14 protein-coding genes are annotated in these 12400 nt (G+C 68.5%); 8 read left to right on the top strand and 6 right to left on the bottom strand.

Going from position 1 to position 12400, the window contains the following annotated elements; translation table 11 throughout:
* Window positions 1-28: 28 nt before the first annotated feature.
* Complete coding sequence (locus ACAM49_RS25900; protein ID WP_040811096.1) at window positions 29-664, top strand: HU family DNA-binding protein; 636 nt, start codon at window positions 29-31, stop codon at window positions 662-664.
* Window positions 665-893: 229 nt separating this feature from the next.
* Here ACAM49_RS25900 and ACAM49_RS25895 read toward each other — a convergent pair whose 3' ends face one another.
* The 3 genes from ACAM49_RS25895 to cofC form a co-directional block, all read right to left on the bottom strand.
* Window positions 894-1859, bottom strand: a complete 966-nt coding sequence (locus ACAM49_RS25895) for an NUDIX domain-containing protein (protein ID WP_369638163.1) — start codon at window positions 1857-1859, stop codon at window positions 894-896.
* Entirely contained in the window at window positions 1856-4054 is a 2199-nt protein-coding gene (locus ACAM49_RS25890) for an RNA degradosome polyphosphate kinase (RefSeq protein WP_369638162.1), read from the bottom strand. Before ACAM49_RS25890 ends, ACAM49_RS25895 begins: the two co-directional genes overlap by 4 nt.
* 62 nt (window positions 4055-4116) lie before the next feature.
* A complete protein-coding gene (gene cofC / locus ACAM49_RS25885; protein ID WP_369638161.1) occupies window positions 4117-4872 on the bottom strand; it encodes a 2-phospho-L-lactate guanylyltransferase in 756 nt (251 codons plus the stop codon).
* Window positions 4873-4975: 103 nt separating this feature from the next.
* Here cofC and ACAM49_RS25880 point away from each other — a divergent pair, with 103 nt between their 5' ends.
* The 3 genes from ACAM49_RS25880 (at window position 4976) to ACAM49_RS25870 (ending at window position 7520) form a co-directional block, all read left to right on the top strand.
* A complete protein-coding gene (locus ACAM49_RS25880) occupies window positions 4976-5971 on the top strand; it encodes an NAD(P)H-dependent glycerol-3-phosphate dehydrogenase (RefSeq protein WP_369638160.1) in 996 nt (331 codons plus the stop codon).
* Window positions 5972-6070: 99 nt separating this feature from the next.
* The gene (locus tag ACAM49_RS25875; protein ID WP_369638159.1) at window positions 6071-7168 is read left to right on the top strand and encodes a D-alanine--D-alanine ligase family protein; all 1098 of its coding nucleotides are present in this window, start codon (window positions 6071-6073) and stop codon (window positions 7166-7168) included.
* A gap of 55 nt (window positions 7169-7223) precedes the next feature.
* Window positions 7224-7520 (top strand): DUF6191 domain-containing protein, encoded by a 297-nt coding sequence (locus ACAM49_RS25870; protein ID WP_369638158.1) that lies wholly within the window; start codon window positions 7224-7226, stop codon window positions 7518-7520.
* Window positions 7521-7557: 37 nt separating this feature from the next.
* Here the strand turns inward: ACAM49_RS25870 and ACAM49_RS25865 are convergent, their stop codons facing one another.
* Window positions 7558-8265, bottom strand: a complete 708-nt coding sequence (locus tag ACAM49_RS25865; RefSeq protein ID WP_369638157.1) for a DUF3515 domain-containing protein — start codon at window positions 8263-8265, stop codon at window positions 7558-7560.
* Window positions 8266-8374: 109 nt separating this feature from the next.
* Between ACAM49_RS25865 and ACAM49_RS25860 the strand changes: the two genes are divergently transcribed.
* From ACAM49_RS25860 to ACAM49_RS25850, 3 genes are read left to right on the top strand one after another with little or no spacing between them, the layout of a single operon-like run.
* Window positions 8375-9325 carry a thiamine-phosphate kinase gene (locus tag ACAM49_RS25860; protein ID WP_369638179.1) on the top strand — a complete coding sequence of 317 codons (951 nt, stop codon included), beginning with the start codon at window positions 8375-8377 and terminating at the stop codon, window positions 9323-9325.
* Window positions 9326-9372: 47 nt separating this feature from the next.
* Window positions 9373-10050 (top strand): uracil-DNA glycosylase, encoded by a 678-nt coding sequence (locus ACAM49_RS25855; RefSeq protein WP_326308982.1) that lies wholly within the window; start codon window positions 9373-9375, stop codon window positions 10048-10050.
* Between the two features lie 34 nt (window positions 10051-10084).
* Complete coding sequence (locus ACAM49_RS25850) at window positions 10085-10345, top strand: hypothetical protein (protein WP_369638156.1); 261 nt, start codon at window positions 10085-10087, stop codon at window positions 10343-10345.
* Here ACAM49_RS25850 and ACAM49_RS25845 read toward each other — a convergent pair.
* Window positions 10329-10826 (bottom strand): N-acetyltransferase family protein, encoded by a 498-nt coding sequence (locus ACAM49_RS25845; protein ID WP_369638155.1) that lies wholly within the window; start codon window positions 10824-10826, stop codon window positions 10329-10331. The genes ACAM49_RS25850 and ACAM49_RS25845 overlap by 17 nt on opposite strands.
* Before the next feature lie 101 nt (window positions 10827-10927).
* Window positions 10928-11119 carry a 50S ribosomal protein L28 gene (gene rpmB / locus ACAM49_RS25840; protein WP_011210730.1) on the bottom strand — a complete coding sequence of 64 codons (192 nt, stop codon included), beginning with the start codon at window positions 11117-11119 and terminating at the stop codon, window positions 10928-10930.
* A 305-nt stretch (window positions 11120-11424) separates the two neighbouring features.
* Between rpmB and ACAM49_RS25835 the strand changes: the two genes are divergently transcribed.
* Window positions 11425-12400 (top strand): DAK2 domain-containing protein (locus tag ACAM49_RS25835; protein ID WP_369638154.1); only part of this gene is annotated, 976 nt, incomplete at its 3' end.

Here is a 12400-nt window from a genome sequence, read left to right as displayed (position 1 = left end):
ACGGGCCAATTAGTCTGCGGAGGATTCAATGAACAAGGCGGAACTGATCGATGTTCTGACCGAGAAGTTGGGTACTGACAGGCGCACCGCTACTGCTGCAGTCGAGCAGATGGTCGATACGATCGTGCGTGCTGTGAACAAAGGTCAGAGCGTCACCATCACGGGATTCGGTGTCTTCGAACAGCGTAAGCGCGCTGCCCGCGTGGCTCGCAACCCGCGCACCGGTGAAACCGTCAAGGTGAAGCCCACTTCGGTGCCGGCCTTCCGTCCCGGTGCTCAGTTCAAGGCGATCATCGCCGGCAAGCAGAAGATCGCTTCGAGCGGCCCGGCCGTGAAGCGCGGTGTGGCTGCCCCGGTTTCGGGCAAGGCGGGTGCGAAGAAGACCACCGCCAAGAAGACGGCGAAGAAGGCCGCCACCAAGGCTCCGGCCAAGACCACCGCCAAGAAGGCGGCGTCGAAGGCTCCCGCCAAGAAGGCCACCGCCAAGAAGACGGCGGCGAAGAAGACGGTCGCCAAGAAGACCCCGGCCAAGGCCACCGCGGCCAAGAAGACCACGGCCGCCAAGAAGGCCACCAAGGCCACCGCTTCGAAGGCCACCGCCAAGAAGACGGCCAAGAAGGCTCCCGCCAAGAAGACCGCGGCCAAGCGCACCGCTCGCCGGTAGTCGCAGCCCATAACCCGTCTCTGACGGGGGTTTTCGAGCAGGACGACACGTGAAACGGCCCGGCTTACGCCGGGCCGTTTCGCATGTCCGGGGGAAGGTTGGTCGGCCGATAGTCGGGTACGGGCCGGATCCGGATCGCAATCGCCTTACGGGCCGGGTGGATTCGGCCCCTCAGCGGCCGGTACGGCCGCGTTCCAAGAGTTCTCGGTCCGCTTCGAGGGGTTCTCGGTCAGCTTGTCGGAAGATCGGTGGGGACCAGCGCGCGGTCGAGATGGTCGGCGGCGACCATGCGGCCCCGGTGGAACGACAGCACCCACATGCTGCCCTTGCGATTGCGGGCCGGTGGCAGGCTGATTCCGTCCTCGGCGGCCCACGCCTCCAGCAGATCCGGAATCACCTTGCCCTGACTGCAGATCACCGGCACACCGTCCTCGGTGACCAGGTCGCGGGCGCGTTTGCGGGCCGCGTCGGGCGCTGCCGCGTAACCGGATTCGGAGAACAGCGGCTCGAGTTCCACGTCCACACCGAGGTTTTCCGCCAGCGGGGTCACGGTTTGGACACAGCGGGCCGGTGGGGCGGAGACGATTTCGGTCGCGCCGAACGCGAGCAGGTTGGGCGCGAGCGCGCGAGCCTGTGCGCGACCGGCCTTTTCGAGCGGGCGATCGTCGTCGTCACCGGCGTACCGGTCGCGGCGACCGGCCTTGGCGTGCCGCACCAGGATCAGATGCGAGGTATCGGCCGGTTGGCGAAGGAAATTGCGGACGATGGTGCGATCCATGGGATAGGACAGGGCGTCCATCACCTCGCCCAGGGGACGCCAGTCCAGCACATCGACTTCGGTATTGGACTCGAACTCGCCGTCGAGCACCCGGGCCGCCCAGTAGTCCACTCGCTTGAGCTTGCGGTGCCCGGTCACCGGATAGGTCACGTGGCCCAGATAGCGCCCCAGGCGTGAATTCAGGCCCGTTTCCTCGGCCACCTCGCGCACGGCCGTGATCATCGGCGTCTCACCGGGATCCAGCTTGCCCTTGGGCAGTGACCAGTCGTCGTATTTGGGGCGGTGGACGAGCGCGATCTCGATGGCGTCGTCACCGGTTCCGGCGGTGGGACGCCACAGCACGGCTCCCGCCGCGAGGATGTTCGCTTTGACCCGGGGATCGACGAATTCGGCGGCGTCGCTGTTGGAAGGGCTCACTGGCGGTCCGGACGTCGCAGGCGCATGAGGTACTCCTGGTGATCGCGAATCTGCTCACCGGGGATGTCGGGATCGGGTTGCGCCTGCCAGCTCCCGTCGGGGCGCAGCACCCAGCACCGGGTGGTGGCGTTCATGGCGGAGTCGAAGATCGCGCCCAGCTGCTCGGTCAGCCTCGGATCCTTCACCTGCGCCAGCACTTCCACGCGCCGGTCCAGATTGCGGTGCATCATGTCGGCCGAGCCGATCCAGTACTCGTCCTGCGCCTGGAAGTGCAGCACGCGCGAATGTTCCAGGTAGCGGCCCAGAATCGAGCGCACCTCGATGTTCTCGCTCATGCCGGGCACGCCGGGGCGCAGGCCGCAGATGCCGCGCACCACGATCTCCACCGGCACGCCCGCCTGGGAGGCCCGGTACAGCGCGTCGATGACCTGTTCGTCGACGATGGCGTTGGCCTTCAGCCGGATTCGCGCCTTCTCGCCCTGGCGGGCCAGTTCGATCTCGCGTTCGATGCGCTCGATGATCCCGGCGCGCACGCCGATCGGGGCCACCAGCAGATTGCGGTAGTTGGCCTTTCGCGAGTACCCGGTCAGCGAGTTGAACAGGTCGGTCAGGTCCGCGCCGATCTCCGGTGCGGCGGTGAGCAATCCGACGTCCTCGTACAGGCGCGCGGTCTTCGGGTTGTAATTGCCGGTGCCGATGTGGCAGTAGCGACGGATGGTGGCGCCCTCGCGGCGCACCACCAGGCAGGTCTTGCAGTGGGTCTTGAGCCCGACCAGGCCGTAGACCACGTGCACGCCCGCTTGCTCCAGTGCCCGAGCCCATTTGATGTTGGCCTGCTCGTCGAAGCGGGCCTTGATCTCGACCAGCGCCACCACCTGCTTGCCCGCCTCGGCGGCGTCGATGAGCGCGTTGACGATGGGGGAGTCACCGGAGGTGCGGTACAGGGTCTGCTTGATGGCCAGCACCTGCGGGTCGGCGGCGGCCTGCTCGATGAAGCGCTGCACGCTGGTGGAGAACGAGTCGTAGGGGTGGTGCACCAGCACATCGCCCTCGCGCAGGGCGGCGAAAACGTTTCGGGGCGTTTCGCGTTCGCCGAAGGCGGGCGGGGTGGCCGGGACGTAGGGTGCGTCCTTGAGGTTGGGCCGGTCCACGCCGTAGACCTGCCACAGGCACGACAGATCCAGCAGACCGGGCACCTGGATGACGTCGGCGGGGTCCACATCCAGTTCGCGCAGCAGCAGATCGAGCATGTGCTCGGTCATATCGTCGGAGACTTCCAGGCGCACCGGGGAGCCGAAGCGGCGGCGGGCGAGTTCGCGCTCGAGGGCCTGCAGCAGGTCCTCGTCGCGGTCCTCCTCGACCTCCAGATCGGCGTTACGCGTGATCCGGAACGAATGCTGTTCCACCACTTCCATTCCCGGGAACAGCTGATCCAGGTGGGCGGCGATCAGCTCCTCCATGGGGAGGAAGGAGGCGATGGACGAGCCTTGCGCCCCAGTCGAATCGCGGCCGGTGCGGCCCGGGATGGTGCGGCGTACCCGGACGAATCGATCGACATTGTCGGGCACCTTGACGCGGGCGAAGTGCTCGCCGCCGGTGACCGAATCCTTCACGGTGACGGCCAGATTCAGGCTCAGGCCGCTGATGTAGGGGAACGGGTGGGCCGGGTCGACGGCCAGCGGGGTCAGCACCGGGAAGACCTGATCCTGGAAATACCCGGACAGACGCTGCTTCTCGGCATCGTCCAGCTCGGCCCAGCGGATGATGGCGATGCCCTCGGCGGTCATGGCGGGCAGCACCTGGTCCAGGAACACCCGCGCGTGGCGCTCGGCCAGATCCTGGGTGCGCGCGGCGATCATCTCGAGCTGCTCGGTGGGGGACAGGCCGTCCGCTGAGCGCACCGACAATCCGGTTTCCGCGCGGCGCTTGAGGCCCGCCACCCGGACCATGTAGAACTCGTCCAGATTCGACGCGAAAATGGCGAGGAATTTGGCCCGCTCGAGCAGCGGCTGGGAATGGTCCTCGGCCAGCGCCAGGACGCGCGCGTTGAAATCGAGCCAGCTGAGTTCCCGGTTCACGTACCGGTCCGCCGGGAGCGGCGTGACAGCGGTGGGCGGAGGGGTTGCCGCGGGCGGTGCCGCCGGTAGGGACGGCGATTGCTTGACGGTATCCGTATCGCTCACTCTCACGATCATTCCTTATGTCGCGGGTGGGGTGCCGAACTGACACCGTCCATTGCAGCGCAGATCACGCCGCGTCAGCACAGTGAGGAGTCGGCTCTTCGCATCTCTTCGGTTCCTCGACACGCTCGAGACACGCCGATTTCACGCAGCAGCGCGCCGGTGGCCTTCCCGACCCCCAGCACGGCGGCGCGTTCGAGATCGGCGGCGGTGTCGACGTCCTGCCGCAGACCGGGCCAGTCGCCCAGCAGCTCCACCGCGCCGTCGGCGATGTGACGGCGCGCGGAGTCCGGACCGAAGAGCGGGTTGAGGGCGGTATTCGAGGTGCCGTCCGTGTTTATCGAGGCAAGGTCCGGGTTCTCCGAGGCGCTCTCACCGCGGCGCACCAGCAGGGCGACGGTGCCGCTGCCCTCGTGATCGGCGACCACCGACCGGCGATGGCCGGTACCGGCGAGCACGTCGCAGAGTTCGGCGGAACGCAGGGCGGGCAGATCCGCTTGCAGGGCAAGCAGATCGACGGGTCCGTGCGTGCGCTGGATGGCGGCCGCGCCCGCGGACAGGGCGGCGTTCAGGCCGCTGGTGTTGCGCGGCACGCGCACGGGTTCGGGGTGGACCGCCGCACCCAGCTCCCGGACCAGCGCGGAGACCGTCGGATCGGGGGTCACCACCATGAGCGAGGCGATGCCGCGCGTCGCCAGTGCGGCGGTCACGGTATCGGCCAGCATGGCCAGCACCAGTCGCGGTCGCACCTCGGCCGGCAATCGGTCCGCCAGCCGACTCTTGGCGAGCTCGAGATTCTTCACCGCGATGACGGCATGCACGGAGGGGCGCATGCCCGAATCCTCCCACTCCAACATGACGGCCGTGTGAGCGGCGTCGAATTCCGGAGCCGTGACACGCGGCATGGCTTCCCGCACGCGCGCATATATTTGTCAGATGGCTAGGGCAGCGGTGTTGGGAGCGGGGTCGTGGGGGACCGCGTTCGCGAAGGTATTGGCAGAGGCGGGAACCGAGACCACCATGTGGGCCAGGCGGCCCGAGGTGGCGAAGATCTTGGCCACCGAACACCGAAATCCTTGGTATCTGCCCGATGTGGACCTGCCCCCGATCGCCGCGACCGATGATCCCGCGCTCGCCCTCGACGGCGCCGACATCGTGGTGCTGGCCGTGCCCTCGCAGTCGCTGCGCACCAATCTCGCGGCCTGGAAGGAATTGATTCCGGCCGACGCCACGCTGCTGAGCCTGGCCAAGGGCATCGAGACCGGGACGCTGCTGCGCATGAGCCAGGTCATCGCGGAGGTGTCCGGCGCGGACGCGAGCCGGGTCGCGGTGCTCTCGGGCCCCAACCTCTCGCACGAGATCGCGGCCGGGCAGCCCGCCGCGACCGTGGTGGCCTGCTCGGATGTGGCGCGCGCCGAGGCGGTTCAGCGGGCCTGTGCCACCGGCTATTTCCGGCCGTACACCAATTCCGATGTGATCGGCTGCGAGATCGGCGGGGCCTGCAAGAACGTCATCGCGCTGGCCTGCGGTATCGCCTCGGGAATGGGGTTGGGCGACAACTCGATTGCCACCCTCATCACGCGCGGGCTGGCCGAGATCATCCGGCTGGGCGTGGCGGTGGGCGCGGAGCCGGTCACCTTCGCCGGGCTGGCGGGCGTGGGCGATCTGGTCGCCACCTGCACCTCGCCGCTGTCGCGCAATCGCTCCTTCGGGCACGCGCTGGGTGCGGGCGGGTCGATGGAGACGGCGCTGGAGGCCACTCATGGCCAGGTCGTGGAGGGTGTGAAGTCCTGCACATCGGTGCGGGCGCTGGCCGCGGCGCACGGGGTGGAGATGCCGCTGACCAATGCGGTGCACCAGGTGTGCCACGAGGGCATGTCGGCCGCCGAGGCGGTCGGGCAATTGCAGGGCCGCCGCCTGAAATCGGAGTGAGTCACCGCGCGGGCGGGCGTCCAGCGGGGTGACGGCTACCGCCCGGTCGGGTCGACCGTGTAACACTGCCGCCACATTCGACCGGGTACGGTTCGGGGCATGACCAACAGGACCAGGGTGGCGGTGGTGTTCGGCGGCCGCAGCAATGAGCACGGTGTGTCGTGCGTTTCCGCGCGCACCGTGTTGGCGAGCCTCGATCCCGAACGGTACGAGGCGGTTCCGATCGGGATCACGCGCGAGGGCGCCTGGGTGCTCGGCGACGCGGACCATCGGACGCTGACGGCCGGTGATCGGTCGCTACCCACGGTCGACGAATCCGGCACCGCGCTGGCCCTGACCGCCGATCCCTCGCGGGCCGGCGCGCTGGTGCCGCTGGACGGTCCGGGCACCGTGTTGGGTTCGGTGGACGTGGTGTTCCCGGTGCTGCACGGCCCGTTCGGTGAGGACGGCACGCTGCAGGGTCTGCTGGAGCTGGCCGAGCTGCCCTACGTCGGACCGGGCGTGCTGGCCAGCGCGGCCGGGATGGACAAGGAGTTCACCAAGAAACTCCTTGCGGCCGAAGGACTTCCGATCGGCGTGCAGGTGGTGCTGCGGCCGGGCGTCGCCACCGTGGCCGAGGCCGATCGCGAGCGGCTGGGGCTGCCGGTGTTCGTGAAGCCCGCCCGCGGCGGGTCCTCCATCGGCATCACCAAGGTGGACAGCTGGGATGATCTCGACGCCGCCATCGCCGTTGCGCGCGAACACGATCCGAAGGTGATCGTGGAGGCGGGCATCGTCGGGCGCGAAGTCGAGTGCGGCGTACTGGAATTCCCGGACGGCCGGGTGGAAGCCAGTGTGGTGGCGGAGATCCGGATGCCGGAGGACGACGCCGAGGTGCCCGACTTCTACGACTTCGACACCAAGTACCTCGACGACGTCTGCGAGTTCGACGTCCCCGCCAAGCTGGACGACGATGTGTCCCAGCAGATCCGGGAGCTCGCGGTGCGCGCCTTCCGGGCGCTGGACTGCCAGGGGCTGGCCCGCGTGGACTTCTTCGTGACCGCCGACGGGCCGGTCATCAACGAGATCAACACCATGCCGGGATTCACCTCCATCTCCATGTACCCGCGCATGTGGGAGGCCACCGGGATCGACAACCGGGAACTGGTGAGCACGCTCATCGAGACCGCGCGGGTGCGCGGCACCGGCCTGCGCTGAGGTATCCGACTTCAGGCTGACGGCAACCGTCCGGGCCGGGCGTAGCCTCGATCAGGTGATCGTGGCAATGACGATTCCCGGCCTGGCACTGCTCATCATCGCGGTGGCGTTCGCGGACGTGGCCTACCGCAAGGTGACCGGGCGCACCGCGCTGCCGTGGATGCGCGGTGACGAGGACCGCAAGGCGGCGGCCATCGGGCTGGAGCAGTTCGACGCGGTCTTCAGCTCCGGCAAGCGCCTCGAGATGGAGCAGCGGCAGTCGGTGCTCATGCACCGGGAGAATCCGGGCGACGGCGATGAGGGCGTCGATGTCGACCTCACCGCCGGAAAAGCGAAGCTGCGCAGGCTCTGACAGATATATCTTCTGCCAGTTCTCGCTATCTCTTCTGTCAGTTCGGGATCGGGTTCGGGTCGATCGGCTTGGCCGGGATGGACTTGGCGATGGCCTCCGAAACATCCTGCAGCGGGCCCGATCCGACATTGTCGGGCACGGTCAGCGCGATGTAGGTGCCGCGGTCGACCGCCCACCAGGTGCCCTGGGCGACGCCGCTGGTCTGATCGCGCACCTCGAACCACTCGACCTCGCCGCCCCCGGCGACCTTGGTCTTCAGCAGCGGGGAGGTCTGGGTGAATTCCAGCGGCCGGTCCAGGCCGCAGCGCACCACGATGGGGTCGCCGCCGTCGGGCAGCTGCCAGGCATGGGTGGCGGGCGGGGCGGGTTGCCTCAGGTCGGAGGTGGTGTAGTCGCCGATCTTGTCCGGCAGCGCGGGCATCAGCGCCGAGCACTCCGGTCCAGCCGCGGTCGGGGCGGGTACCGCGCCCAGCGCCAGCGGATCGCGGCTGTGATGGCGATTGGCCAGCACACCCATGACGAGCAGGCCGACGACCAGTGCGACCGGGAGCGCCACGGCGGTGGCGATGAGCGCGGGCGAGCGGCGGATGACGTACTCGTCCAGATCCGAGTCCTCGCTCGCCGCAGCCGGTTCCGCGGCGTCGGCCTTCGCCTGGTCGGCGGCGGTCGCGTCGCTGCTCTCCGGAGCGGTGTCCGGTTCGGTGTCCTGGTTCGTCCCAGCCGGGTCGCGGGTGTCGTTGCTCATCGGGAACGAGGGTACCGTCGAGCGGTCAGCCGACCGCATCACACTCGCCACGAAGGAGACCGTCATCACCGCCAGCAGCAACCCGCAGTCCGATCCCGGGGCGCAGACCGTGGGCGAGCTCGGGGAATTCGGGCTCATCGCGCTGGTGAATCACGGGCGAACGCAGACGCGCGGCGTGCTGCTCGGGCCCGGCGATGACGCCGCGGTGATCGCCGCGCCCGAGGGCCGGTTCGTGGTGACCACCGACATGCTGGTGCAGGACCGGCATTTCCGCACCGATTGGTCGAGTCCGCACGACATCGGCCGCAAGGCGATCGCGCAGAACGCGGCGGACGTGGTGGCGATGGGTGCGGTGCCGAGCGCCTTCGTGGTGGGGCTGGGTTGCCCGTCGGACACCCCGGTCGAGTTCGTGCGGGAACTGAACGACGGCCTGTGGGCCGAGGCCGCGCGGGCCGGGGCGTCGATCGCGGGCGGCGACATGGTGCGCAGCCCGATGATCATCATCTCGGTGACGGCATTCGGCGATCCGCGCCGCGCCCCGATCCGGCTCACGGGTGCGCGGCCGGGTGATGTGGTCGCGGTGGCGGGCAAGCTCGGCTGGTCGGGCGCGGGCCTGGCGGTACTGACGGCCGCCGCGGATCGGGGCGGGGATCTGCTCGATGAATTCGCGGATGTGGTTGCCGTGCACCGGGTTCCGCAGCCGCCGTACGAGGCGGTGCTGGAGCTGCCGGACACCGTCGAGATCACCGCGCTCACCGACGTCTCCGACGGCCTGCTCGCCGATCTCGGGCATATCGCCGAATCCTCCGGAGTGGCCATCGATCTGGAGGCCGCGGCGCTGGCCGTGCCCGAGTTGGAGGCGGTCGCCAAGGCGCTCGGCGCCAACCCCCTTGACTGGATTCTCGCGGGCGGCGAAGACCACGCCTTCGCAGCGACATTCGCCGATTCGGGTGATTTGCCCGAAGGCTGGATCCGCGTCGGCCGCGTCCTCGCAGGCTCCGGCGTTACGGTCGACGGCACCCCCCGATCCGGACTCACCGGCTGGGAATCCTTCGCATAGACGGGTGCGCTCACGCGATGAATCTCGACAGGATAAGTTTTCCCGACATGGGTGCGAAACCACTGTCGGAAGTCATCGATACGGGCTGGGCCGAGGCCCTGGAACCGGTGGCCGACCGCATTGCCGCGATGGGCGAGTTCCTGCGCAACGAAAACGCCGAGGGGCGTGGCTATCTCCCGAAGGGGGAGCATGTGCTGCGGGCCTTCCAGCGGCCCTTCGACAAGGTCCGGGTGCTGATCGTGGGTCAGGATCCGTATCCGACACCGGGGCATCCGGTGGGGCTCAGTTTCTCGGTGGCTCCGGACGTTTCGCCCATTCCGCGCAGTCTCTCCAATATCTACTCGGAGCTGACCAAGGATCTCGGGCTGCCGATGCCGTCCAACGGCGATCTGTCGCCGTGGTGCGATCAGGGCGTGCTCATGCTGAACCGAGTCCTGACCGTGCAGCCGGGCCAGCCCGCCTCGCATCGCGGCAAGGGCTGGGAAGCGGTGACCGAGCAGGCAATTCGCGCGCTCGTCGCCCGGGACCAGCCGCTGGTGGCGATTCTGTGGGGCCGCGACGCCTCCACCCTGAAGCCGATGCTGGGCAATACGCCCTACATCGAATCCGCCCATCCCTCACCGCTGTCGGCTTCGCGAGGATTCTTCGGTTCTCGGCCATTCTCCCGAACCAACGAATTGCTGGGTACTCTAGGGGCCGCGCCGGTGGACTGGCGTCTGCCCTAGCGCGAATCCGTTGACCTGATTCAGGAGCATGTGTATGCAGAGCAAGACTGCCCGTGGTGTTTTCGTCGCGCTGGCCGCCGGTGCCGCGCTGGCCGGGGCCCCGGCCGTCGCCAACGCCGAGCCGTTGACGCTGGAGCCGGCCGCCCCGGAGGTCGCGAAGACCACCGTTCAGCCCGTCGGCAGCCTGTTCGACACCAACAGCGTGAGTGGCCTGTCCTCGAATGTCACCTCGCGCACGGCCTGCCTGCTTCAGTCGATCAGCCAGCAGGTGGACTGCCTCAACGGGCAGGCGTAGCCCGCACCATCCGTACTTGGATTGCGGGAGTGAAGGCTTCGACTCGGCGTTCGCCGTCGAGTTCGAAGCCTTTCTTCTTGTAGAAGGCCTGTGCGCGCGGGTTCTCCTCGAAGACCCACAGCGACATGTCGGCCTCGTCGGACAGCACGGTCTCGATCAGATCGTCGGCGACGCCGGTGCCGTGGTAGGCGGCGCGCACGTACAGGGCGTTGAGTTCCAGTGGCGTGGGCGCGTTCTCCTCGCTCGACGGCCCGCCCGCCGCGAATCCGATCACGGTGTCGCCGATCAGCGCGACGTGGACCTGTCCCGGATATTTGATCCGGATGCGATCCCAGCTCGCCGTCCGCTGCGCCACGTCGAAGGCGTCGAGCAGATGCCGCGGCACCAGCTCCCGATACGCCTCGCGCCAGCAGGCGATGTGGCATTCGGCCATGCTGCGGACGTATTCGGCCTGCAGCGGAACCACGCGCCAGTCACTCATTCCAAACCCCCGTTCGGCCGGGTACGACGCTCTGCGGTCCAGATACGGCAGAAGCCCCGGCCACCCAATTCTGGGTGCCGGGGCTCCTGACGAAAGCTGAATCAGCCGCGAACGACCTTGCCCGCCTTCAGGCAGGAGGTGCAGACGTTCATGCGGCGCGTGTTGCCCGGGGCAACCTGGGCGCGCACGGTCTGGATGTTCGGGTTCCAGCGACGGTTGGTGCGCCGGTGCGAGTGCGAAACCGACTTACCGAAGCCGGGGCCCTTGGCGCAGACGTCACAGACGGCAGCCATAGTCGCGAGCTCCTTCATGTCATAGAGGGACGCGCTGCACGGTGTACAGCGAGTCCGAAAGCCTAATGTCTTGGACGTACCTACCGGCAAAGAGCCGGTGAACGCGGGCCGATACCTGAGAGGGCAGGACCGTGCCTGCGTGAGGCAACCGCACAAGAGTAGCCAACCGCGCCCGGGCGTGTCCAATTGGGTCCCCGCCACCCGTCCCGTGTGCGGTGTACGAATGCCAGGTGACGGCGTGGTGTCGGTTGCCCCGACTAGGCTGGCGACGGGATTCCCGCCGCAAGCACTCGCATTGTGGCGACGTGAGCGGAAGGACGGTGACGGTGCCCGGGGTAGCGGACGCGCTCGACGGTTCACCAGGTGCGCTCGACGGTACTGCCCTGCTCGGCTGGGGCCGCGCGACCCTGGACGCCCTGGAACGCCACCGCGACGAGATCAACGCCCTCAATGTCTTCCCCGTCCCGGATTCCGACACCGGCACCAACCTCTTCGCCACCATGCGCGCCGCTGTGCGCGGAGCAGAGCGGGCGGCCGAGGCGACGCCGACGAAGAATCCGGTGTCGCAGGTCACAAATGCCGGTGCGAACGCCGCGGACGAAGGGGCTGGACCCCAGGCCCGGAAGATCGCGGTCGCCATGGCGCGGGCCGCGACCGCGGGGGCGCGCGGAAATTCGGGCATCATCCTGTCTCAAGTGCTGCGGGGGGTTGCCGACGCGGTAGCCGAGGGGCCATTGACCGAGCGGTCGCTACGGGTCGCGTTGCGGCAGGCGGCCCGGCTGGTTCGGGAGGCGCTGAGCTCCCCGGTCGAGGGGACGATGCTGACCGTGCTGGATCGCGCCGCCGAGAGTGCGGCGGACTGCCCGGAGCGGGATCTGGCGGCGGTCGCACTGGCGGCGGCGGATGGAGCGGCCAAGGCACTGGGGGAGACCCCGGCGCAGTTGGGTGTGCTGCGCGAGGCGGGGGTTGTCGACGCGGGCGCGCGCGGATTGCTCGTCCTGCTGGATGAATTGGTCGCGGCGGCCGGGGGCAACGCCCCCGCACGGCCGATCTATCGGCGGGACGCCCCGGAGCGAAGGCCGTCCACGGCGGCGGCCGGTGGAGCGGGGGACCTGACCGTGGGGCGGGAGGTGCAGGGAGGCTCGGAGCCGGCCGCGTTCGTGTCGAATCCCGCTGCGGCGGAGTCGCATTGGGGAGCGCAGGACTCGCCCGGTGCGGCGGCGCCCCAGTATGAGGTCATGTTCCTGGTGCGCGAATCCGATGAATCCCGGGTCGCGGTAT

It is taken from the genome of Nocardia sp. JMUB6875 (assembly GCF_041154655.1).
GTDB lineage: Bacteria > Actinomycetota > Actinomycetes > Mycobacteriales > Mycobacteriaceae > Nocardia.
This window is presented reverse-complemented; position numbering and strand designations above follow the sequence as displayed.

What these genes read in the sequence shown, in the direction of transcription:
- cofC (WP_369638161.1), bottom strand. Translation starts at nt 4,872, where the DNA reads ATGCGCCCCTCCGTGCATGCCGTCATCGCGGTGAAGAATCTCGAGCTC.
- ACAM49_RS25845 (WP_369638155.1), bottom strand. Translation starts at nt 10,826, where the DNA reads ATGAGTGACTGGCGCGTGGTTCCGCTGCAGGCCGAATACGTCCGCAGC.
- ACAM49_RS25875 (WP_369638159.1), top strand. Translation starts at nt 6,071, where the DNA reads ATGACCAACAGGACCAGGGTGGCGGTGGTGTTCGGCGGCCGCAGCAAT.
- ACAM49_RS25890 (WP_369638162.1), bottom strand. Translation starts at nt 4,054, where the DNA reads ATGATCGTGAGAGTGAGCGATACGGATACCGTCAAGCAATCGCCGTCC.
- ACAM49_RS25855 (WP_326308982.1), top strand. Translation starts at nt 9,373, where the DNA reads ATGGGTGCGAAACCACTGTCGGAAGTCATCGATACGGGCTGGGCCGAG.
- ACAM49_RS25900 (WP_040811096.1), top strand. Translation starts at nt 29, where the DNA reads ATGAACAAGGCGGAACTGATCGATGTTCTGACCGAGAAGTTGGGTACT.
- ACAM49_RS25880 (WP_369638160.1), top strand. Translation starts at nt 4,976, where the DNA reads ATGGCTAGGGCAGCGGTGTTGGGAGCGGGGTCGTGGGGGACCGCGTTC.
- ACAM49_RS25850 (WP_369638156.1), top strand. Translation starts at nt 10,085, where the DNA reads ATGCAGAGCAAGACTGCCCGTGGTGTTTTCGTCGCGCTGGCCGCCGGT.
- rpmB (WP_011210730.1), bottom strand. Translation starts at nt 11,119, where the DNA reads ATGGCTGCCGTCTGTGACGTCTGCGCCAAGGGCCCCGGCTTCGGTAAG.
- ACAM49_RS25865 (WP_369638157.1), bottom strand. Translation starts at nt 8,265, where the DNA reads ATGAGCAACGACACCCGCGACCCGGCTGGGACGAACCAGGACACCGAA.